Origin of the sequence: Marilutibacter chinensis (assembly GCF_021725675.1) — a bacterium.
GTDB classification, from domain to species: domain Bacteria; phylum Pseudomonadota; class Gammaproteobacteria; order Xanthomonadales; family Xanthomonadaceae; genus Marilutibacter; species Marilutibacter chinensis.
The window spans coordinates 1-22,705 of record NZ_JAKJPO010000016.1; the positions used below are offsets into that span (position 1 = coordinate 1).

General features: G+C 68.5%; 17 protein-coding genes and 1 pseudogene. 7 read left to right on the forward strand and 11 right to left on the reverse strand.

Annotated elements, in window-relative coordinates; translation table 11 throughout:
* Positions 1-239: 239 nt before the first annotated feature.
* On the reverse strand, positions 240-791 hold the full coding sequence (locus tag L3V18_RS16705; RefSeq protein ID WP_237056436.1) for a hypothetical protein: 552 nt from the start codon (positions 789-791) through the stop codon (positions 240-242).
* Positions 792-899: 108 nt separating this feature from the next.
* Positions 900-1,112 carry a hypothetical protein gene (locus tag L3V18_RS16710; RefSeq protein ID WP_237056437.1) on the reverse strand — a complete coding sequence of 71 codons (213 nt, stop codon included), beginning with the start codon at positions 1,110-1,112 and terminating at the stop codon, positions 900-902.
* Between the two features lie 293 nt (positions 1,113-1,405).
* Between L3V18_RS16710 and L3V18_RS16715 the strand changes: the two genes are divergently transcribed.
* Positions 1,406-2,488: an integron integrase gene (locus L3V18_RS16715; protein ID WP_305068988.1), complete on the forward strand. Its 1,083-nt coding sequence runs from the start codon at positions 1,406-1,408 to the stop codon at positions 2,486-2,488.
* A gap of 17 nt (positions 2,489-2,505) precedes the next feature.
* On the opposite strand, the gene mfd is transcribed toward L3V18_RS16715, so the two are convergent.
* From mfd to L3V18_RS16730, 3 genes are all read right to left on the reverse strand, one after another.
* On the reverse strand, positions 2,506-6,036 hold the full coding sequence (gene mfd, locus L3V18_RS16720) for a transcription-repair coupling factor (RefSeq protein ID WP_237056438.1): 3,531 nt from the start codon (positions 6,034-6,036) through the stop codon (positions 2,506-2,508).
* A 119-nt stretch (positions 6,037-6,155) separates the two neighbouring features.
* Positions 6,156-7,202: a class I SAM-dependent methyltransferase gene (locus L3V18_RS16725; protein WP_237056439.1), complete on the reverse strand. Its 1,047-nt coding sequence runs from the start codon at positions 7,200-7,202 to the stop codon at positions 6,156-6,158.
* Positions 7,203-7,347: 145 nt separating this feature from the next.
* A complete protein-coding gene (locus L3V18_RS16730) occupies positions 7,348-7,911 on the reverse strand; it encodes a GNAT family N-acetyltransferase (protein WP_237056440.1) in 564 nt (187 codons plus the stop codon).
* A gap of 396 nt (positions 7,912-8,307) precedes the next feature.
* On the opposite strand from L3V18_RS16730, the gene L3V18_RS16735 reads away from it, so the two are divergent.
* The gene (locus tag L3V18_RS16735; RefSeq protein ID WP_237056442.1) at positions 8,308-9,222 is read left to right on the forward strand and encodes a cation diffusion facilitator family transporter; all 915 of its coding nucleotides are present in this window, start codon (positions 8,308-8,310) and stop codon (positions 9,220-9,222) included.
* Positions 9,223-9,244: 22 nt separating this feature from the next.
* On the opposite strand, the gene L3V18_RS16740 is transcribed toward L3V18_RS16735, so the two are convergent.
* Entirely contained in the window at positions 9,245-10,102 is an 858-nt protein-coding gene (locus tag L3V18_RS16740; protein ID WP_237056444.1) for a 23S rRNA (adenine(2030)-N(6))-methyltransferase RlmJ, read from the reverse strand.
* Between the two features lie 143 nt (positions 10,103-10,245).
* Between L3V18_RS16740 and creB the strand changes: the two genes are divergently transcribed.
* The 5 genes from creB (at position 10,246) to L3V18_RS16765 (ending at position 15,647) form a co-directional block, all read left to right on the forward strand.
* A complete protein-coding gene (gene creB / locus L3V18_RS16745) occupies positions 10,246-10,941 on the forward strand; it encodes a two-component system response regulator CreB (protein WP_237056446.1) in 696 nt (231 codons plus the stop codon).
* Positions 10,942-10,986: 45 nt separating this feature from the next.
* Positions 10,987-12,468, forward strand: a complete 1,482-nt coding sequence (creC, locus tag L3V18_RS16750; RefSeq protein WP_237056448.1) for a two-component system sensor histidine kinase CreC — start codon at positions 10,987-10,989, stop codon at positions 12,466-12,468.
* A gap of 124 nt (positions 12,469-12,592) precedes the next feature.
* A complete protein-coding gene (gene creD / locus L3V18_RS16755) occupies positions 12,593-13,963 on the forward strand; it encodes a cell envelope integrity protein CreD (RefSeq protein ID WP_237056450.1) in 1,371 nt (456 codons plus the stop codon).
* Positions 13,964-14,106: 143 nt separating this feature from the next.
* A complete protein-coding gene (locus L3V18_RS16760) occupies positions 14,107-14,718 on the forward strand; it encodes a GNAT family N-acetyltransferase (RefSeq protein ID WP_237056452.1) in 612 nt (203 codons plus the stop codon).
* A 23-nt stretch (positions 14,719-14,741) separates the two neighbouring features.
* A complete protein-coding gene (locus tag L3V18_RS16765) occupies positions 14,742-15,647 on the forward strand; it encodes a carbon-nitrogen hydrolase family protein (RefSeq protein WP_237056575.1) in 906 nt (301 codons plus the stop codon).
* A gap of 103 nt (positions 15,648-15,750) precedes the next feature.
* On the opposite strand, the pseudogene L3V18_RS16770 reads toward L3V18_RS16765, so the two are convergent.
* From L3V18_RS16770 to phoR, 5 genes and pseudogenes are all read right to left on the reverse strand, one after another.
* Positions 15,751-16,302, reverse strand: a pseudogene (locus tag L3V18_RS16770) (phosphatase PAP2 family protein); the annotation flags it as partial.
* Entirely contained in the window at positions 16,280-17,425 is a 1,146-nt protein-coding gene (locus L3V18_RS16775) for a glycosyltransferase family 4 protein (RefSeq protein ID WP_237056453.1), read from the reverse strand. The pseudogene L3V18_RS16770 and the gene L3V18_RS16775, both read right to left, overlap by 23 nt.
* Before the next feature lie 168 nt (positions 17,426-17,593).
* Positions 17,594-19,123 (reverse strand): exopolyphosphatase, encoded by a 1,530-nt coding sequence (ppx, locus tag L3V18_RS16780; RefSeq protein ID WP_237056455.1) that lies wholly within the window; start codon positions 19,121-19,123, stop codon positions 17,594-17,596.
* A gap of 53 nt (positions 19,124-19,176) precedes the next feature.
* Positions 19,177-21,276, reverse strand: a complete 2,100-nt coding sequence (ppk1, locus tag L3V18_RS16785) for a polyphosphate kinase 1 (protein WP_237056457.1) — start codon at positions 21,274-21,276, stop codon at positions 19,177-19,179.
* 23 nt (positions 21,277-21,299) lie between these two features.
* Positions 21,300-22,649, reverse strand: coding sequence for a phosphate regulon sensor histidine kinase PhoR (gene phoR / locus L3V18_RS16790; RefSeq protein WP_237056458.1), 1,350 nt, complete (start codon positions 22,647-22,649; stop codon positions 21,300-21,302).
* Between the last annotated feature and the right edge of the window lie 56 nt (positions 22,650-22,705).

Genomic DNA, 22,705 nt, shown 5'->3' on the forward strand with positions numbered 1-22,705 from the left:
GGGCAAGGTCGCGCTGGTCGCCTGCATGCGCAAGCTGCTGGGCATCGTCAATGCCAGACGGCGTGACGAGCTGCGTGCGGAAGGGGCCTTAACTGCCTGACAGCTGGGCTCACAAGACAGTTGCTGAGTTAAGCCGACTTGCGTAGCGGAGCCAACAACATGGCAAGCTTTTCCTGCCATGTTGTTGGTGTAGCGAAGCAAGTTCGGCTTGAACGAATTGTTAGGCCGCTGCTTGACGCCTATTGCGCCGTGCTGGGGTCTGCTACAGCCGGGAGGGGAGCCAACACTGCGGGCTCATTTGCGCGAATGTCATCAAGGAACTTCTGAAAAATCATGCCGCCTTTCTTCATGGTGCTCTCTTCAGTGCGGCGATGATTCTTATCTTCAGCCGCGACGATCAGCTTCTTTGCTTGGGAGAGGGCTGTTAGATCTTCTGCAGAAATTGGCGCCATTACGGTCCATGACCATGTGCAGAGGTGTCGATTGATGCAATCAACGGTTGGCGTATTGGTGTTGCTGGCGACCAAGCGAATTGTGCGCTGATCATCCAGGCGGAAAAGCAATGCATCAATGTTTAACGGGTCGCCGTTAGTCATGATGAGCTTGCGGTAATACATCTTTCCATCTTTTGTCAGGATTTGATTCCCGACTCCGGCCATTCCAATTGTGTCGGTTCCATAGACACAAGCTTTCTCGCCAGTGAACGTATCAGGCGCACATTTTGGCGCGGCCAATGCCAAGCCCGGCAGCATAAGCAATGCAGTCAATGCCAAAACCCATGCTTTGTTCATTCTGTCCCCCTTCACTACGGTTTGTGTGGTTCGGCGGTGGCCTAACGCCCAAATTAAGCCGCGCCGCGGAGCGGCGGCTTGATTGAATTGTTGGGCAGCGGCCGATTGTTACTCTTCAAGCAGGCCATGGTAGCGACCAACTGAAGCCACAGCGTTTACAAATTCCTTGGCCGTAGCGAGATCCATGATCACGGTCTTTCCGTCGATCGTCAGATAGATGCTGTCCTCCGGGTAAAAGGAAGAGCGACCAAGCCCGATCTCGAACGACAACTCCCCGCCTTGGTCTTTTACGACTTTGTCGAAATACATTGTTGTAGCCATGCTGCTCTCCTTTGAAATGCGAACAAGTTGCCTGCTGCGGCCTAACTTGCTAGTAGACCCCAGATACGGGGTGATATCCGATTCTTGACCGGTCGCCAGGGTCCCGTCAATCGGAAAAATCCTAGCAGTAATCAACGGTCTTCCCGATTCTGACGGAGTGGCTGGGGCGGTCACCATGGTGTGGATTGTGACGAATCGGAGGCGGTATGAAATATCAACCCAGGGACGGGGTGCTATCTGGACGGGAACCCCTGCAGGAGCCGTCGTCCGCTGGGAAGCGTGACGCTGGTGGAATGGGGCTGGTGGGTGTGGAGGGGCCGGCTGCCCGGCCACCGCGCCTGCTTGATCAGGTACGCGCCCGTTGCCGCGTCCTGCACTACAGCATCCGCACCGAGCGGGCTTACGTGGCCTGGATCCGCCGCTTCATCCTGGCCAATGGCAAGCGGCATCCGCGCGAGATGGGACGCAGGGAGGTCGAGGCCTTTCTTTCCAGCCTGGCAACGCAGGGTGGGGTGGCGGCGAGTACACAGAACCAGGCCTTGTCGGCGTTGCTGTTCCTGTACCGGCAGGTGTTGGGCGTGGAACTGGAGTGGATGGAATCGGTGGTACGGGCCAGGCGGCCGGGACGGTTGCCCGTGGTGTTGTCGCGTGACGAGGTGGCGCGCTTGCTGGCCCTGCTGGATGGACAGTGCTGGTTGATGGCGGCGCTGCTTTACGGCACCGGAATGCGCCTGATGGAATGCCACCGGTTGCGGGTCAAGGATGTCGACTTCGAACGCAATGAAATCGTGGTGCGGAACGGCAAGGGAGCGAAGGACAGGCGGGTGCCGTTGCCGCAGCGATTAAAGGACGATCTGCAGCATCAGCGGGACAGGGTGAAGATCCTGCACGGGCAGGACCGGCTCGATGGAGTGCCCGGGGTTTATCTGCCGCACGCGCTGGCGGAGAAGTATCCGGGCGCGGGTTTCGAGCTGGGCTGGCAGTACCTGTTTCCGTCGTCGCGCCTGTCGCGCGACCCGCGCAGCGGGGAGCGGCGCCGGCATCATGCCGACGAGGCAGTGCTTCAGCGCGCGATCAAGGTGGCGAGGGTCAAGGCCGGGATCGACAAACCGGCCAGTTGCCATACGTTGCGGCATTCGTTCGCGACCCATCTGATCGAAGCGGGGCAGGACATCCGCACCGTGCAGGAACTGATGGGCCACAAGGACGTGGCAACGACGCAGATCTATACCCATGTGCTGGGACGCGGTGCGGGCGATGTCCTGAGCCCGCTGGACCGGCCCGGCGTGGCCGAGCCGTCGGTGCGGTACGGCTCTGCCGGTTCGGGAGCGGTGGCGATACCGAAGCCGGAGGAAACAGCGCCGGGTATCGGCTGAACTGACGCCGGATTCGATCAGCCCGCCTTGCCCAGCATCAGCAGCAGTCCCTTGGCGGCGGCCAGGCGGGCGATGGCGTCCGGCAGCTCCAGCGTCACCCGAAGCTTGTCGGGGCCGTCCATCCGGTAGTGCTTCGGCTGGCCCTGGATCAGCTTGATGATCGCCATCGGGTCGACGTCGGGTTTCTCTACGAACTGCACGCGGCCGCCGTTCTCGCCCAGGTCGAGCTTGCGGATCCCCAGCGCGGTGGCATCGAGCTTGAGCTCGGCGATCGCGAACAGGTGTTTGGCCGGGTCCGGCAGCAGGCCGAAGCGGTCGATCATCTCCACCTGCATCTCGCGCAGCCCCTCCTTGTCGCGGGCGCCGCTGATCCGTTTGTACAGGGTCAGGCGGGTATGCACGTCCGGCAGGTAGTCCTCGGGGATCAGCGCCGGGATGTGCAGCTCGACCTCGGCACCGCGCGCGTCGGCTTCGTCCACGTCGGGCAGCTTGCCCTGGCGGATCGACCGCACCGCGCGTTCGAGCAGCTCGGTGTACAGGCTGAAACCGACCTCGGCCATCTGCCCGCTCTGGTCCTCGCCCAGCAGCTCGCCGGCACCGCGGATCTCCAGGTCGTGGGTGGCGAGGGTGAAGCCGGCGCCGAGCTCGTCCATCGAGGCGATCGCGTCCAGGCGCTTCTGTGCGTCCGGCGTGATCGAGCGGCGGTCGGGGATGACGAGGTAGGCGTAGGCGCGGTGATGGCTGCGGCCGACGCGTCCGCGCAGCTGGTGCAGCTGGGCCAGGCCGAACTTGTCGGCGCGGTTGATGATGATCGTGTTCGCGTTCGGGATGTCGATGCCGGACTCGATGATGGTCGAGCACAGCAGCACGTTGAAGCGCTGCTTGTGGAAGTCGAGCATGACTTTTTCCAGCTCGCGCTCGGGCATCTGGCCGTGGGCGATGCCGATGCGCGCCTCCGGTACCAGTTCCTGCAACTGCCGCTGCATGCGGCCGATGCTCTCGACGTCGTTGTGCAGGAAGTACACCTGGCCGCCGCGCGACAGCTCGCGCTGGAACGCCTCCCGCAGCTGGGCGTCGTCCCAGGGCACGACGAAGGTCTGCACTGCGAGCCGGTGCGCGGGCGGGGTGGCGATGATGCTCAGGTCGCGCAGTCCGGCCATCGCCATGTTCAGCGTGCGCGGGATCGGCGTCGCGGTCAGCGTCAGCAGGTGCACGTTCGCGCGCAGCGCCTTCAGCGCTTCCTTCTGGCGTACGCCGAAGCGCTGTTCCTCGTCGACGATCACCAGGCCGAGATCCTTGAACCGCACGTCCTTCTGCAACAGCCGGTGGGTGCCGACGATCACGTCGATCCCACCCTCGGCGAGCCTGTCCAGTTCGGCCTTGATCTCCTTGCTGGTCTTGAAGCGCGACAGCACCTCGACCCGCAGTGGCCAATCGGCGAAGCGGTCGCGGAAATTGCGGTAGTGCTGCTCGGCGAGCAGGGTGGTCGGCACCAGCAGGGCGACCTGGCGGCCGGCGCTGGCGGCGACGAAGGCCGCGCGTACCGCGACCTCGGTCTTGCCGAAGCCGACGTCGCCGCAGACCACCCGGTCCATCGGCTGGCTGGACTGCAGGTCGCGGATCACCGCCTCGATCGCGGCGTGCTGGTCGGGCGTCTCCTCGAACGGGAAGCCGGCCGCGAACGGCTCGTACATTGCGCGATCGACGTCGATCGCCAGGCCGGCGCGAGCCTGCCGCTTGGCCTGGATCTCCAGCAGCTCGGCGGCGACGTCGCGGACTTTCTCGGCCGCCTTCCGCTTCGCCTTCGTCCACTGCTCGCCGCCGAGCGAGTGCAGCGGCGCGGTCTCCTCGGCGGCGCCGGAATAGCGGTTGATCAGGTGCAGCTGGGCGACCGGCACGTACAGACGGTCGCCCTTGGCATATTCGATCTCGAGGTATTCACCGGGCTGGCCGCCGGCCTCGAGCACGATCAGTCCGCGGTAGCGGCCGACGCCGTGGTCCTCGTGGACGATCGGCGCGCCTTCGCGCAGCTCGCCGAGATCGCGGATGATCGCCTCGGGCTCGCGGCCGGCACGACGACGCCGGCGCGGCTGGCTCGCCCGCTCCGGGAACAGCTGGCGCTCGGTGAGCACGACGATCCGGGGCGCATCGAGCGCGAAGCCGTCGTCGAGCGGGGCGACCGCGATCGCGAAGCGCTCGTCGCCTTCGAGGAACCCGCGCCAGCCCGACAGCGTCGCTGGGCGCAGCCGGGCCGGTTCGAGCACTTCCAGCAGCGCCTCGCGGCGGCCCGGTGAGTCGGCAGCGATCAGCACGCGGCCGGGGTAGCTCGACAGGAACGACTTCAGCGCCTCGGCCGGTTCCTGGTCGCGCGCCGCCACCGGCAGCGCCGGCGCGGGCTGCTCGCCCAGCGGCTGCGCACGCTCGCGCTGCGGATGCGCTTCGCCGCAGATTTCCACGCGCGCCGCCTGGTTGAGCCGTTCGCGCAGCGCGTCGGGCGGCAGGTACAGCTCGGCCGGCGCCAGCACCGGGCGCTCGATGTCGTGCCGGCGCTGCTCGTAGCGCTCGCCGGTCTGCTTCCAGAACGCGTCGGCCGCCTCGTTGACGCCGTCGCCGATCACCGGCAACGCGTTCTCGCCGAGATAGTCGAACAGCGTCGCGGTCGCGTCGGCCGCGTCCTTGCCGCCAGCGCCCCTGCCGAAGAACAGCGGCAGGTAGTACTCGATGCCGCCGGGGGCGACGCCGGCCTTCAGGTCCTGGTACAGCGCGCTGTTGCGGGTGTCGAGGTCGAAGCGCTCGCGCAGCGCATCGAGCACGTCCTTGATCGCGCCTTCGTCGAGCGGCAGCTCGCGGCCGGGCAGCATCCGCACTGCGTCGATCTTCTCCAGCGAGCGCTGGGTCTCGGGATCGAAGCCGCGGATGGTGTCGATCTCGTCATCGAGCAGTTCGACCCGGAACGGCTGTTCGGCGCCCATCGGGAACACATCGAGCAGGCCGCCGCGGACCGCGAAGTCGCCCGGATCGAGCACCTGCGGGACGTGACGGTAGCCGGCCGACTCCAGCCTCCGCTTCTCGGCGTCCAGGTCCAGCCGCTGGCCGACCGCGATGTCGAAGCTGGAACCGATCACGTGCCGCTTCGGTGCCAGTCGCTGCAGCAGGGTCTGCACCGGCACGATCACGATGCTGCCGCGCGCGAGGTTCGGCAGCCGGTGCAGGGTGGCCAGGCGCTGGCTGACGATGTCCGGATGCGGACTGAAGACGTCGTAGGGCAGGGTTTCCCAGTCCGGGAATGCGAGTACAGGCATCGTCGCCGCGTCGCCGGCAGCGCCGTCGTTGCCGATCAGGGTGCGCAGGTCGGACTCGAGCTGGTGCGCACTGTGATTGTCGCGGGTGATCGCCAGCAGCGGCCCGTCGTGCGCGCGGGCGGCCCGCGCGATGTGCCAGGCCAGGGCCGACGCCGAAGCCGGCGCGCGCCACCAGGCGCGAAGCTGGCCGGCGCGGCGCAGGGGAGGGACGGGAAGGAGGGACAGGTCGGTCTCGGGTCGGCTCATCGGGGGGCGCAAAACGACGGCAGCGCCGGACACCGGGGTGTCCAGCGCATTCGGGTCGCGCATTCTACCGTGAGCCTGCTGACAGTCCGCGGCAGCAGTCCGCGGCGCGGGGGGCGAAGCTACGGCCTCGCTTCGAGGACCAGGTTGAACGGCGTCTCGGTCGCGCGCCGGAAGCGTCCGAAGCCGGCCTCGTCCATCACCCGCCGCAGCCGTGCTTCTCCGGCCTGGGCGCCGAGCGCCGGACCGTTGCGGGCCAGCGACACCGGCACGCAGATCTGCGACGAGGCGCCGTAGTACAGCCGGCCGACCGGGTTGAGGTTGCTCTGCACGGAATCGCCGGCGAATGGCTCGACCAGCATGCAATGGCCGTCGTCCTTCAGCGCCTGGCGGGCGTGGCGGGCGGCACCGACCGGGTCGGCCATGTCGTGCAGGCAGTCGAAGAACGCGATGACGTCGAAGTCGCCGTCGTCATAGCCGGTCGCGTCGGCGACCTCGAAGCGGGCGTTGCCGAGCCCGGCGTCGTGGGCGCGCTGGCGGGCGACCTCGATCGACGGCGCGTGGTAGTCGTAGCCGACGAACTCGCTGGCAGGGAAGGCCCGCGCCATCAGCAGGGTGCTGGCGCCATGGCCGCAGCCGACATCGGCGACCTTGCCGCCGTCGTCCAGTTTGTCGACGGCGCCCTCCAGCGCAGGCAGCCATTCGCCCAGCAGGTGGGCGTTGTAACCGGCGCGGAAGAAGCGTTCGGTGCCGTGGAACAGGCATGCATGGTGCTCGCCCCACTCCATGCCGTTGCCGCTGCGGAAGTTCTCCCGGGTGCGTTCGAGCGCATGGAATACCGCCTCGATGATGCTGTACGCGCCGGGGACGTCGACCGGACTGTCGGGATCGGCCATGCAGAGGGCCTGTTCCTCGGTCATCGAATAGGTGTCGCTGTCGGGGTCGTACTCGACATAGCCGCCGGCGGCCTGGTTGGCCAGCCATTCGCGCACGTAGCGCTCGTGGGTGCCGGTCGCCCGGGCCAGCCCGGCCGGTGTCGTCGGTTCCTTCGCGAGTGCCCGGTACAGGCCGAGCTGGTCGCCGACCAGGACGAGGGTGGCGCTCATCGCACCGCCGAGGTCGCCCAGCGCGCGGCCGAGGAACTGGTTGAGTCGGTCCTGATCGATCATGTGGGCTCCTGGTGTCGGGCCCATCCGTGGGGATGCGGCGGCGCCCGCCGCAGGCTCCCCCTGTGCTGCGGTCAACGCGGGAACGACGAGGGAACGGCCATGTCCGGAACGGGCGGGAAGGATGACGCCGGCCGCGCGGCCGGGGTCAGGACGCCGCCTGCAGCGGCGGCGGATCGAGATTGAGCACCACCCGTACCAGCCCTGGCGCTTCCTGCACGTGCTCTCGGACGAAGCCCAGCGACTGCGCCAGCTGCAGCATCGGCTGGTTGTGCTCGAACACGTCGCCATAGACGCGGCGCACCTTCTTGCCGCGCGCCCACTTGACCAGGCGGGTCATCAGGTAGCGGCCCAGTCCCATTCCGGCGATGTAATGGCTGACCAGGATCGCGAATTCGGCATCCTGCCCGTCATCGTCGATCGCGATCCGGGCGACCGCGCCGACCAGCGCCTCGCCCGGCGGCAGCGGCTCGGCGGCGACGAGGGCGAACTCGGTCTTGGGATTGATCCGGGCGAAGCGCTCGGCCGCCTCGGGCGTCAGCTCCTTGACCGCGTGCAGGAAGCGCTGGCGGACCTCGTCGGGCTGCAGCAGGCTGAAACCCTCGCGCAGTGGAACCGCGTCCTCGGGCCGGATCGGACGTATCAGGACCTCGCGCCCGTTGGGCAGGCGCTGGTACTCGTGCCAGGGGGGGAGCCGTTCACGCAGGGCCATGGTCGGATGATCGCACAGGGGGTGGGGGCGTCTTCTTCATGCGACTGTCACGTCTCTCTTACATCTCTCTTACATCCGGGAACCGGAGGCCGGCGTCTGCCATCAGTAACGGGAGCGGTGCGATGCAACGGTCGTGGCGGCCGTCGTACCTGCAGGCTGGGTGACGGACGTTCGCCCGCCGGTGCTAGACTCGCCGCCCCGTGGAACCTGCGCGCCCTCGGGCAGTCGCGGATACATGTGCCGGAAGGTCCGTCCGCCACTTGGACGGATGCCGCTCGGGGTCGGGCGGAACCCGCCCGCCTGTACCCTGCCGTCGGCCGCCGTTGCCGGCCCGCGGTGACTTCCATGCCTTGTCGAACCGATATCCCCCCAACCCGATTCCGATGGAGTGACCCGATGGCCGGTGCTGGTGATTCGACCCGAGCGATCTTCTTCGCGCTGGGCGCCAACTTCGCGATTGCCTGCGCGAAGGGCGTGGCGGCGTTCTTTACCGGTTCCGGCGCAATGCTCGCCGAGACTGTCCACTCGCTGGCCGACTGCGGCAACCAGGGCCTGCTGCTGCTGGGCATGAAGCAGGCCACGCGTCCAGCCTCGCCCGACCACCCGCTGGGCTACGGCAAGGCGGTGTACTTCTGGTCGTTCCTGGTCGCGGTGATGCTGTTCTCGGTCGGCGGCATGTTCTCGCTCTACGAGGGCATCCACAAGCTCCAGCATCCCGAGCCGCTGAAGCAATGGTGGTGGGCGGTGGGCGTGCTGGTGTTCGGCATCGTCGTCGAGGGCATCTCGATGCGCGCCTGCATGCAGGAAGTGAACAAGTCGCGTGGCGATCGCGGCATCTGGCAGTGGTTCCGCGAGAGCCGGCAGAGCGAGCTGGTGGTGATCTTCGGCGAGGATCTCGCGGCGCTGCTCGGCCTGGTGTTCGCGCTGGCCGCGGTGGTGCTGGCGGTGGTCACCGGCGACCCCGTGTGGGATGCGATCGGCACGATCGGCATCGGCGTGCTGCTGATCGTGATCGCGGTGCTGGTCGCGGTCGAGGTCAAGGCGATGCTGATAGGGCAGAGCGTGGATCCGGAGCGGCAGCGCCAGATCCAGGCCTTCCTCGACGCGCGGCCGGAGATCGAGCGGGTGATCAGCGTGATCACCCTTCAGCTGGGCAACGACATGATGGTCTCGGTACAGGCGCAGATGCGCGACGTGCCGAAGGACGATGTGCTGGTCCAACGGATCAACGGCGTCGAGCGGGCGATGAAGGAAGCCTTCCCCGAGGTGCGCTGGAGCTTCTTCGAGCCGGACGTGAAGGCCGGCATCTGAAAGCCCGGATTGGCTCCCGGGCTCAGGCCGCCCTCTTCAGCCAGTCCAGGCGCCAGGACGCGCCGGCCCGGCCGAGATGATCGACGAGCACCGGCAGGGCGGCAGCGAGGGCCGTGTCCAGTTGCCAGGGCGGATTGAGCAGCAGCAGCCCGCTGCCGTTCATCCGCAGCGGGGAGTCGTCCGGATGCACCATCAGTTCGGCGACGAAGGACGACTTCGCCGGCAGCGCGGCCGCGCGACGCAGGAACGGCTGCAGGGCGCGCCGCCGCTTGATCGGGTACCAGAGCGCGTAGACCGCTTGCGGCCAGCGCTCCAGCGCCTGTCGCAGCGCCGCGAGCGCGTGGTCGAACTCCTCCAGCTGGGCCTCGTAGGGCGGGTCGATCAGCACCAGGCCGCGGGCGAACCGGGTTTCGCCGATCCGCGGCGGCAGCAGCGCCTTGAGCGCGGCGTAACCGTCGCGCGAATGAACCGCGACCCGGCGGTCGCGGGCGAAGACCGTCCGCAGGGCGGCGGCTTCCTCGGGCTGCAACTCGCACGCGGCGATGCGATCGTGCTCGCGCAGTGCGTGGGCGAGCAGCCACGGCGAGCCCGGGTAGGCATCGGCGCCATGCGCCATCCTGCAGGCCTGCACCGCCTGCAGGTAGCGTTCGACCGGCGCGCACTGGGTGGGCAGCTCGAGCAGCCGTCCGATGCCGTCTGCGGCCTCGCCGGTGCGTCGTGCGGCATCGGCATCGAGCCGGTACAGCCCGCGCCCGGCATGGGTGTCGACAGCGAACAGCGGTGCCGGCTTGGCGATGAGGGCGTCGCAGACAGCCAGCAGCGCGACGTGCTTGAGAACGTCGGCGTGGTTGCCGGCATGGAAGGCGTGGCGGTAGTTCATGCGTCGCTGAGGGCTGGAAAGTGTCCGCATTCTGCCTGCTGTCGAGGCGCGGACGTGAAGATCGGGCGATGAGGCCCGGATTGCATAAGATTGTCCAGCCCTCAGCCCTCAGCCCTCAGCCCTCAGCCCTCAGCCCTCAGCCCATGCGCATCCTCCTGGTCGAAGACGAATCCGCGATCGCCGCGACCGTGCAGTACGCCCTGCAGGCGGCCGGGTTCGGCGTCGACCACTGCCTGACCGGTGGCGAGGCCCTGCGACTGGCGGCGGGCGGTCAGCACGATCTGGCCATCCTCGACATCGGGCTGCCGGACGTCAGCGGGCTCGACCTGTGCCGTGAGCTGCGCCGCCACCGGGACCTGCCGGTGATTTTCCTGACCGCTCAGGACGGCGAGATCGACCGCATCCTGGGCCTCGAACTGGGGGCCGACGATTACGTGACCAAGCCGTTCTCGCCGCGCGAGCTGGTCGCGCGGGTACGGGTGGTGCTCCGGCGCGGCCAGCGCCAGCCGGGACCGGTGCTGACCGCCGGCGACTTCGAGCACGATCACGACGGTCGGCGCATCCGCTACCGCGGCCAGCTGCTCGATCTGACCCGTTACGAGTACGGCCTGCTGGCGGCATTGCTGCAGAGGCCGGGCGCGGTGCTGTCGCGGGCGCAGTTGATGGACCGGGTCTGGGGCGACGCGCTGGAAAGCGGCGACCGTACCGTCGACACCCATGTCAAGACCGTGCGCGCGAAACTGCGCGAACTGCACCCCACCGCCGATCCGATCCGCACCCACCGCGGTCTCGGCTACTCGATCGACGTGGAGAATGGCGACGATGCCGGTGCGATCTGAACGTCGGCGGACCGTGGAGCTCCGCGCCGCTCGCACGGTGACGCGATGAAGATCGGGCTGCGCATCTTTCTCGGCTACTTCCTGATCGTCGCGCTGGCGGCGATGCTGCTGGCGCGCGTGTTCCTGGCCGAGGTCAAGCCCGGCGTCCGCCAGGCGATGGAGGACACCCTGGTCGACAGCGCCAACGTGCTGGCCGAACTGGCGACGGACGACTTCCTCGCCGGGCGCATCAACGACGGTACCTTCGCCGCGCGGATCCGCGCGCTGGACCGGCGCGACCTCGGCGCGGAGATCTGGGGCTTCGGCAAACGGGTCGCCCAGTACCGGATCTACATCACCGACGCGCGCGGCATCGTGGTGTTCGACAGCAACGGCCGCGATCTGGGCAAGGACTATTCGCGCTGGAACGACGTCTACCTGACCCTGCGCGGCCGCTACGGCGCGCGTTCCAGTCCCGAGAGCCCGGATGCTCCGGACTCGACCGTGATGCATGTGGCCGCACCCATCCGCGACGCCGACGGCCGCATCGTCGGTTCGCTGACGGTCGCCAAGCCCAACCGCACGATCGCGCCGTTCATCGCCCGCAGCCAGCGGGTGGTGCTGGCGTGGGGGCTGCTGCTGCTCGGCGTGGCGCTGGCGGTGGGGATCATCGCGGCGTGGTGGCTGTCGCGGCAACTGCGCGGACTTCAGCGTTACGCAAGGGCGGTGACTGCCGGCGAGCGTGCCGTGCCGCCGAAGTCCAGCGGCGAGTTCCGGGCCCTCGGCGAAGCCCTGGAGACGATGCGCGCGCGGCTGGAGGGCAAGCAGTACGTCGAACAGTACGTGCACACGCTGACCCACGAGATGAAGAGTCCGCTGGCCGCGATCCGCGGCAGTGCCGAACTGCTCGAAGGTGCGCCGCCATCCGATGGCGGCGAAGCCGCGGTGCCGATGGCCGAGGCCGACCGCGCGCGCTTCGCGGCCAACATCCGCCACCAGAGCGAGCGCCTGGCGCAGATGATCGACAAGCTGCTGGCGCTGGCGTCGGTCGAGCATCGGCAACGGCTGGACAATCCGCAACCGCTGGCACTGGAGGCGGTGCTCGCCGAGGCGGTGGAGGCGGCCCGGCCGGGACTCGAACGTGCCGGTATATCGTGCCGGCTGCGGTTGGAAGACGCGTCGTCCGGGGCGAACGCGCCGCGCGTACCCGGCGATGCATTCCTGCTGCGCCAGGCGGTGCTCAACCTGATCGAGAACGCAGCCGACTTCGCGCCGCGCGGCAGCGGAATCGAGGTCGCGGTCGAACATGACGGCGGAGGGGTGCGGATCGAGGTGCGCGACCGCGGAGCCGGGATTCCGGGCTATGCGCTGGACCGCGTGTTCGAGCGTTTTTATTCCCTGGCGCGGCCGGACGGCGGCAGCCGCAGCAGCGGACTGGGACTGAGCTTCGTGGCCGAGGTCGCCGCGCTGCACCGTGGGCGCGCGGCGCTGGCCAATCGCGATGGCGGCGGCGCGGTCGCCAGCCTGTGGCTGCCGCTGTCGTCCTGACGGCGACCGTTCCCGGTGCGGCCCTCCGCGACCGGTCCGCGCTTCACCCCCGCTTCACCGTCGCGCCATCGTCGCCCCGCACCCGCGCCCGATCCTGTCGCCCTCGCAACGACAGGAGAAGGGCATGCGACTCTGGCTGAAGGTATTGATGGTGGTCGGGATGACCCTGGCCATCCTGGTGCCGCTGATGATGATCCGCGGCGTGATCCACGAACGGCAGTCCTACCGGTCGGAAGCGGTATCCGAGGTCGCGCGCAGCTATGCCGGCGCGCAGGCATTCTCGGGGCCGGTGCTGGTGGTGCCCTACACCGAGACGGTGCGGGTCGAGGAGCAGGACGCGGAAGGCAAGGTCCGCCAGGTCGAACGCGAGCAGAGCCGGCAGTGGGTGTTCTTCCCGGAGACGCTGGAAGTCGGCGGGCCGCTGCGTCCGGAGACGCGCCGGCTCGGCCTGCACGAGGTCCGGGTCTACGAATGGGAGGCGAGGGCGCAGGCGCATTTCCAGGCCAGGATCCCGGTCGACGAGGACGGCACCGGCAACCGCAGGATCGGCCAGGCCCGCCTCGGCTACGGCATCGCCGACGTGCGCGGGCTGCTGGCGCCGCCGCGCGTACAGATCGACGGCAAGCCGATGGCGATCGAGGACGGCCTCGGCGATGGCAGCGGTGCCGGGGTGCACGTGGAACTGCCGACGCCGGAGCCGGGCGAAGTGCTCGAGCTCGATGCGCGTCTGGAGTTCACTCTCGGCGGCACCGAGTCACTGTCGCTGGTGCCGCTGGGCAAGCACAACGACTTCGCGATCGACTCGAGCTGGCAGCACCCGCGTTTCTCCGGCAGCTTCCTTCCGCGCAGCCGCGACATCGACGGCAACGGCTTCAGCGCCCGCTGGCAGGTCGCCTCGGTCGCGACCAACGCCCAGCGCCAGTACCTGGACGGCCGGCGCCTGCCCAACGTCGGACTCGATCCCTCCGACGGCACGAGCCACCTGTACGACACCTCCGGCGAGCTCGATGCGGTCCGGGTCACCCTGGTGGAACCGGTCAACGTCTATTCGCAGGCGGACCGCGCGACCAAGTACGGCCTGCTGTTCGTGCTGCTGACCTTCGTCGGCTTCTTCATCTTCGAGCTGGTCAAGCACCTGCCGATCCACCCGATCCAGTACGGCCTGGTCGGGCTGGCGCTGGCGATCTTCTTCCTGCTGCTGGTCAGCCTGAGCGAGCACATCGCGTTCGGTTGGGCCTACCTGGCCGCCAGTGTCGCCTGCATCGGTCTGCTCGGGTTCTACCTCAGCGCGGTGCTGCGCAGCATCGGACGCGGACTGGGGTTCGCGACGATGCTCGGCCTGCTCTACGCCGCGCTCTACGGGCTGCTGGTGTCGGAGGACAACGCCCTGGTGCTCGGTTCCGGCCTGCTGTTCGTGGTGCTGGCCGCGCTGATGACGGTGACCCGGAAGGTCGACTGGTACCAGTTGGCCGGACGCGGCAGCCTGCAGGGCTGACGGAGGCGAGGGAGCGCGCGTCCCCGGCTGAACGTGGTCACGGAGCGGTTCCGGTCCATGGATGGGCCACCCGGGCGGCGCAACGGCAGACTTCGCCGCATGGACGGTCTCCGCGGCCTGCCGCCACCCCCTAGAATCGCGTCATGGACGCCCGACTCTCCCCCGACGTCCTCGTGGTCTCCGGCACGGCCATCGCCCCTTACGTGGACGATCTGGCCCGCCTGCGCAGCGAGGTCTTCCGCCAGTGGCCTTATCTCTACGACGGCGACGCTGCGTACGAGGCCGGGTATCTGAAGGTCTACCTGGATTCGCCGTTCAGCGTGGTCGTGCTGGTGCTCGACGGCGACAAGGTGGTGGGGGCCTCGACCGGACTGCCGCTGGCCGATGCTGGAGAGGCCTTCCGCGCCCCCTTCGATCACGCCTCGATCGACCCGCTGGAAGTGTTCTACTGCGGTGAGTCGGTGCTGCTGCCGCGCTATCGCGGACGCGGGTTCGGTCACCGGTTCTTCGAGGAGCGCGAGGCGCATGCGCGGTCGCTGGGCGGCTTTGCCTGGACCGCGTTCTGCGCGGTCGAACGTCGCGAAGACGATCCGCGGCGTCCGCCGTTCCATCGCGACAACGACGATTTCTGGCGCCGGCGCCGCTATGCACCGCATCCACGGCTGTCGGTACAGCTGCCCTGGCGCGAAGTCGGCGGCGGCGAAGTCGACCACACGCTGCGTTACTGGTTGCGGCCGCTGGAGCGGGTGATTTGAGCGCGATGCAGGGACTTCCGGCATTGCGCGTGGCGGCGGCGAAATACCGGGTCGAACCACGGCCGGCGGGCTTCGATTTCGACGCATTCGCCCGCAAACAGGCGGACTGGCTCGGCGAGGCGCGCCGGCTCGGCGCCCGGGTGGCGGTGTTGCCGGAATATCTGTCGCTGGAACTGGCCGCGGCCTTTCCGCCGGCGGTCCATGCCGACCTGGAAGCGTCGCTGCAGGCGATCCAGACCCTGCACGCGCCGTGGATGGCGCTGTTCGCACGACTGGCGGGGGAGCTGGACATGCATATCGTCGCCGGCAGCTTCCTGTGCGCGACCGGCAACGGCCGTTACCGCAACCGCAGCTATCGCTTCGCGCCCGACGGCGGGCATACCTGGCAGGACAAGCTGCAACTGACCGGGTTCGAGAAGAACGTCGCCCGCAGCGGGACCACCACGATCGAGCATGGCGATGCGCTCGCGGTGTTCGCCGTCGAAGACGTGCGGGCCGGCACCGCGGTCTGCTACGACTGTGAATTCCCGTTGCCGGTTCGCGCCCAGCGCGAGGCCGGGATGCAACTGCTGCTGGTGCCCAGTTGCACCGATACCGGGGCGGGTGCGACCCGGGTGCGGGTCGGTTGCCTGGCCCGGGCACTGGAGAACCGCTGTTTCGTCGTGCAGTCGGTCACCGCCGGCGAGGCTCCGTGGAGTCCGGCGCTGGACTGCAATACCGGAGAGGCGGCGGTGTATGCGCCGATGGACGTGGGGCTGCCCGCCGACGGCGTGCTCGCGATGACCGCAGGCGACGCACGCTGGGCAGTGGCCGATCTCGATTTCGCTGCACTAGACGCCAGTCGCGCGCGGGCCCAGGTCGCCAACGACCGGGACTGGCCCGGTCAGCTGGCACCGGCGATCGCCCGGGCCAGGTTCGTGGACCGGTAGAAGAGAAGCGTCGGCGGCGTGAGCCGCGATCGGGCTTCCATGTCACGGTCCCGGCGCGGGGCACCCCACACCTGCGAGGGCGTGCCAGCCCGCCAAAAACACGCACACCCGGCACCAGCCACAGCGACAGCGCAGCCAGGGCGGTGCCGATCCCGGTCGCGGCAAGCACGTCGGTGGGGTAGTGCAGGCCCAGCACGACGCGCGAGAGCGCCACGCTGGCGGTGAACGGCACCAGCAGCCACGCCAGCAGCGGGTAATGGGCACAGGCGACCAGGCTGAACGCCACCGCGTGCAGGGTGTGTCCGGACGGGAAGCTGAATTCGTCGAGAGGTGCGACCAGCGCGCGGATGCGGCGGTCGGAGGCGAATGGTCGCGGTCGTCGGGTCCAGCGCTTGAGCAGCTTGTAGAGGGTCAGCGCGATCAGGCCGGTGGCGGCCATGTGCGCGGACGCCGCCAGTCCGGCCATCCCGTCGGTGAGCACCAGCACCGCCATCAGCGCGTACCAGAAAACGCCGTCGCCGAGCCGGCTGATCGCGGCGAAGTAGCTGCAGGAGGACGAGCGCTGTTCGCCCCAGCGGTTGGCGCGCAGGCACCAGCCCGAATCGCCGTGCAATGCGCCGTCGATCAGTCGTTTATGCAGTGGCAACCGTTGCATGGCGGCTTCTCCTGGAGAGCCCTTCGAGTACGGCGTCGAGATCGGCGGCGACCTGTTCCGGTCGCAATGCGCTGACCGCTTCGCGGCAGGCGCGGGACATCGTTTGCCGCAGTGGATCGTCGGTGGCGATGCGGACCGCGGCCGCGATGAAGGCCTCGTCGTCGCCGTCCGCAACCGCGGCGCCGTCGCGGCCGTCGCGCAGGTGCTCGCGCGCGGCGCCGTAGTCGAAAGCGACCGTCGGCACTCCGCTGGACATCGCCTCCAGGGTCACGTTGCCGAAGGTCTCGCTGCGGCTCGGGAACGGGAACAGGTCGCCGCTGGCGCAGTGCCTGGACAGCGACAGTCCGCGCTGCATGCCGCAGAACACGAAATCGGGATGCTGCTGCTGCAGCCGGGCCCGCTCGGGGCCGTCGCCGATCCAGACGAAGCGGGCTTCTTTGCGGTTCTGCTGGATCTCGCGGAAGGTGCGGACCGCCAGGTCGAGGTTCTTCTCGGCTGCGATCCGGCCGAGATAGAGCACTACCAACCCGTCTTCGCCGACCCCCCAGCTGCGGCGCAGTTCCGCGTCGCGATGGCCCGGGTCGAAGGCGAGGGTGTCGACCGCCCGTGGCAGCCGCACCACGTTGTCGAAGCGGTTGCCGCGCAGGAAACCGGCCAGTTCGTGCGTCGGCACCAGGGTCGCGTCGGCGAGGTTGTGGAAGCGGCGCATCCAGGCCAGCGCGGCACCGGTCATGAACGGCAGTCCGTAGTCGCGCATGTACTCGTCGAATCGGGTGTGGAAGCCAGCGGCGACCGGGATGCCGAGGCGCCTGGCGGTGCGCAGCGCCGACCAGCCCAGCGGGCCCTCGGTGGCGATGTAGATCGCGTCGGGGCGCTGCAGGCGCCAGTGCGAGAGGAGCCGGCGGCGGGCCGGAAGGCCGAAGTGCAGGCCGGGATAGCGCGGCAGCGGCAGCCCGCGGACCAGTTGCTCGTGATCGGCTGCGCTGTCCTCGCCTCCCTGGCGGGGACGGACCACGCCGACGTCGTGACCGCGGGCGCGCAGGCCGCGTTCCAGACCATTGACGGTCAGGGCGACGCCGTTTACCTCCGGCGGGTAGGTCTCGGTGACGATGGTGTAGCGCATGCACGCCTCCCCCGGCCCCTCGGCAGGGTTCCGGGAATCGTGCAGCTGGCAGGTGTAGCCATCGTTGCAGCCAGATGACGCACAGATGACGTGCGCGTCGGTGACCGGTCCGCGGTCAGTCCATGGTCAGGATCCGCATGCGGGAAGCCGTTTCCAGCGTCACCGGAGTCAGTCGGCCGTGAACTCGAACGACACGCCGAGCCCGGCGATGTCTTCGATCTCGCCTTCCAGGTCGGCCTGCAACAGGGGACGCGCCTCCAGCCAGCGTCGCGACAGGGTCAAGCCCAGGTGATTGCCGTCGGCGCTCAGCTCAAGCCGGGGAATCGGGTCAGGCTCGTGGGAACGGTGCATCAGCACCGACAGCCGCAGCAGGGCGGCGCTGCGACGGGCCGGGTCGAGCAGGCGGTCGGGCAGCGAGTCGAACGCGGACTTCGGGATCCGGCGGCGGTGGGTGCGGATCAGGGCCGCCAGGAATTGCTGTTGCTGGCGCGAGAAGCCGGATATGTCGGAATTTTCCGCCAGATAGGCGCCATGCACGTGGTACTGGCTGTGGGCGATCGCCAGGCCGATTTCGTGCAGGCGCGCGGCGTGGATCAGCATCACCCGGTCGTCGTCGTCCAGCGACCAGGCCTCGGCGACCTGGTCGAACAGGCGCAACGCGGTGGTCTCGACCCGGCGCGCCTGGGCGGCCTCGATGTCGTAGCGCTGCATCAGCGCGGCGACCGCCGCCTCGCGCGGATCGTGGACGCCACCGCGGCCGACCATGTCGTAGAGCACGCCCTCGCGCATTGCCGCCTTGCTGACCATCATCCGCTGCAGGCCGAGCGCGTCGAATGCCGCCTCCAGCACCAGCACGCCGCCGGCGATCACTGGTCGACGCTCGCCCGACAGGCCCGGCAGATCGATGTCGGCGATGGTCGAGGCCTGCAGAAGGCGGTCTCGCACCTGCGGCAGCGCTTCGGCCGTCACCGCGCCCTTGGTCAGCTTCATCGAGCGGCAGATCTCGCCGATCGCCTTGCAGGTGCCGGAAGCACCCAACGCCTCGTCCCAGCCCAGCGCCCGGTACGCGCCGGTGAACTGCTGGAACTCGGCGCTGACTTCGGCCAGCGCGGCGTTCCATTTCTTCTTCGACAGCTTGCCGTTGCCGAAGAAGCGGCGCGTGCTGGCAACGCAGCCCACCTGCAGGCTCTCGCGTTCGATCGCATCGAAGCCCGAACCGATGATGCACTCCGTGGAGCCGCCGCCGATGTCGATGACCAGTCGCAGCTGGTCGCGCTTGGGCGGTTGCGCGTGCGCGACCCCCAGGTAGATCAGGCGGGCCTCCTCGCGGCCGGAAACCACCTCGATCGCGTGGCCGAGCGCGGTCTCGGCTGGCACCAGGAAGCCCTGCGGCTGGGCCAGCCGGCGTACCGTGTGGGTGGCGATCGCCCGCACCCGCTGCGGCGGGATGTCGCGCAGCCGCTGGCCGAAGCGGGCCAGGCAGTCGAGCGCGCGTGATTTCACCTCCGGCGCCAGTCCGCCCTTGCCGTCCAGGCCCTCGGCGAGCCGTACCGTCTCGCGCAGGCGGTCGACGATGCGCAGCTGTCCCAGCGTGTAGCGGGACACCATCATGTGGAAGCTGTTGGATCCCAGGTCCACCGCGGCGACGAGGTCGCCGTCTTTCAGCGGGAGGCGTGCCGCGTGGAGCAGTCCGTTCATGCGTGGATGATCGCGCACCGGGCTGTCCAAGAACAGCCCGGCCGGCATGTTCGTCATCCGCAGATCGAAGCCAGCAGCGACGACTGCGCCGAGTGCGGCTGCTGCCCGTCGGCGGGCGCGAGGCGGACGTAGCTTCCATCGGCCTGCAGTTCCCACGCGTTGAGATTGTCGTCCAGATAGTTGGTGATGGTTTCGGCGTACACACGCACCGCGATCTCCGGGTCGAGGATCGGGAAGCAGGTTTCCACCCGGCGCAACAGGTTGCGCTCGAGCCAGTCCGCGCTGGAACACAACAGGTCGGGATTGCCGTCGTTGCCGAACCAGTAGATCCGATGGTGCTCGAGGAAGCGGCCGACGATCGAACGCACCCGGATGTTCTCCGAAACGCCCGGCAGGCCCGGACGCAGGGTGCAGGCGCCGCGCACGATCAGGTCGATCCGCACGCCGGCCTGCGAGGCCCGGTAGAGCGCCCGCACGACCTGCGGCTCGTTGAGAGCGTTCATCTTGGCGACGATCCGCGCCGGGCGCCCGGCCCTGGCATGCTGGGCCTCGCGTTCGATCCGCTTGAGCACGCCGTCGTGCAGGGTGAACGGCGACTGCAGCAGGCGCTTGAGCTTGATCGCCGGCGCCATGCCCGACAGCTGCTGGAACACCAGGTGGACGTCGTTGCCGATCTCCGGGTGCGCGGTGAACAGGCCGAGGTCGGTGTACAGGCGCGCGGTGCCGGAATGGTAGTTGCCGGTACCCAGGTGCACGTAGCGGCGCAGCCGGCCGTCCTCGCGGCGCACGATCAGCAGCATCTTGGCGTGGGTCTTGTAGCCGACCACGCCGTAGACGACCTGCACGCCGGCCTCCTGCAGGCGATCGGCGAAGCCGAGGTTGGCTTCCTCGTCGAAGCGCGCGCGCAGCTCGACCACCACGGTCACGTCCTTGCCGTTGCGGGCGGCCTGAACCAGCTGCTCGACGATCGGCGAATCCTTGCCCGAGCGGTACAGGGTCTGCTTGATCGCCAGCACGTGCGGGTCCTCGGCGGCCTGGCGCAACAGTTCCAGTACCGGGGTGAACGCATCGAAGGGGTGATGAAGCAGCACGTCGCCGTGGCCGATGCGGTCGAACATCGCCTCGCTTCCGGGCAGCTGGCGCTGCTGGAACGGCGGGAATTTCAGTTCCGGACGTCCGACCAGGTCGTAGACCTGGATCACCCGGTTGAGGTTGACCGGGCCGTTGATCCGGTACACCGCGTTCTCGTTGAGGTCGAAGTTCTCCAGCAGCGTGCGCACGATGTCATCGGGGCACTGTTCGGCGATCTCCAGCCGCACCGCGCGCAGGTAGCCGCGGCCGACCAGTTCGTCGCGCAGGGCCAGGGCGATGTTGTCGACCTCCTCCTCGTCGACCAGCAGCTCGGAGTTGCGGGTCACGCGGAACTGGTAGGCGCCCTTGACCTGCATGCCCGGGAACAGCTCGTCGACGAAGGTCGACAGCACCGACGACAGGAACACGAAGTCGTTCGGTCCGCCGGACACGCTCTCCGGCAGCTGGATGATGCGCGGCAGTGAACGCGGTGCGCGCACGATCGCGAGGTTGCCGGCGCGGCCGAACGCGTCGCGGCCCTTCAGCACCACCACGATGTTCAGCGACTTGTTGAGGATCTTCGGGAACGGGTGCGCCGGGTCCAGTCCCAGCGGCGACAGCACCGGCATGATCTCGTCGCGGAAGTACGACAGCAGCCAGCGCTTCTGCCGCGTGTTCCAGGAATCGCGGCTGAGCACGCGCACCCCGGCCCCGGCCAGCGCCGGGCGCAGTACTCCGTTCCAGCATTCGTACTGGGCGGCGACCAGCTCGGCGGCGCGGTCGTGGATCCGCGACAGCACGGTGGCCGGAGTCATCCCGTCCGAGCCGGGCATCAGCCCGAGGTCCTGGGCGTGGCGCAGCGAGCCGGCGCGGATCTCGAAGAACTCGTCGAGGTTGGTGCAGGAGATGCACAGGTACTTCAGCCGTTCCAGCAGCGGTACCTGCGCGTCCTGCGCCTGCGCGAGCACGCGGAAGTTGAAGTCCAGCTGCGACAGCTCGCGGTTGAAGTACAGCGAGCTGTCATGCAGCGATGCCGGCGCTTGCGCGTCGCTCGGCAATGTCGGTTCGGTGGCGTCGTTCATCGGGATTCCAGGCGGGCCGGCCGTCAACAGGCCGACGCGGTGCTGTCGGATTTCGCCGCGTCAGGGGTGCCGTCGCGCCGCCGCACGCGGGAGGGGCCGAAGCGGCAGGCGAACACGCTGCCCCGGCCGACCTCGCTGGAGATCTCGAGCGTGGCCTCGTGCAGGTTCAGCACGTGCTTGACGATCGCCAGGCCGAGCCCGGTGCCACCGCTCTCGCGCGAACGGCTGGTGGAGACGCGGTAGAAGCGCTCGGTGATGCGCGGCAGGTGGCTGGCAGGGATGCCGTAGCCGCTGTCGGAAACCTGCAGCACCGCGCCGCCGTGATCGTCGGCGCGCAGCGCGATCTCGATGCGGCCGCCGACCGGGGTGTAGCGCACCGCGTTGCTGACCAGGTTCGAGAACGCGCTGTGCAGCTCCTTGCTGGAGCCGTACAGGTCGAGATCGACCGCGTCGTCGACTTCGATGTTGTGGCGGCCCTGGCTCAGCGCCATGGCCTCGCGGCGCAGGGTGTTGAGCATCGAGGCCATCGACACGACTTCCTCGCCCTGCAGCCGGTCCTGCGACTCCAGTCGCGACAGCGTCAGCAGGTCCTCGACCAGCTGGGTCATGCGCTGCGACTGTCGTTGCATCTCGGCCAGCATCGGCGCCCAGTCCGGCTGTTCCTCCGGGTCGAGCATGTCGAGGTAGCCATGGATCACCGTCAGTGGCGTGCGCAGCTCATGGGAAACGTTGGCGACGAAGTCGCGGCGCATCTGTTCCAGCTGCAGCAGACGGCTGACGTCGCGCGCCACCAGCAGCCACAGGTTTTCCGAATACGGGATCAGGCGCAGGCTGAGGGTGACGGCTGGATTGAGCGGCGACATCGTCTCCAGCGCTTCGGCATTGCGGCCCGCGGCCATCCAGTGGGCCAGCGGCAACGGCTGCAGCCGCTGCACCAGGGAAGTGCCGATGTCGTCGGGATAGCGCAGGCCGAGCAGGCGGGTGCCGGACTCGTTGAACCACTGGATGCGCTGGCTGTTGCGCTCGACCACGACGATCGCGTCGGGCATGGCGGTGGCGGCGGCGCGGTAGGCGCGCAGCATCTCCATCAACCGCCGCTTGCGGCCGCGCATCTCCGCCTGGCCGCGGTACAGCAGCCGGTCGAGTTCGTTCCAGACGCCCTTGCCGTTCGAAGGGCCCAGCCGCTGGCGGGCGGTCAGCCGGGTCAGCACCTTGCGCAGCCGCCAGTAGTGCCACGCGACGATGCCCAGCGCAGTCGCGGTCAGCACCTGGAACGGGTACCCGAGCAGCAGGCCGACCACGGTGGCCGAGGCCAGCAGCAGGACCAGCAGACCGAGAGTGCGGAACCAGGCGGAGCGTGCGCGGGGAGGCATGGGGCAAGTCTAGTTGTTGTCGGTCCGGCGCGGGGCTTTCGGTAGAAGCGGCGTGG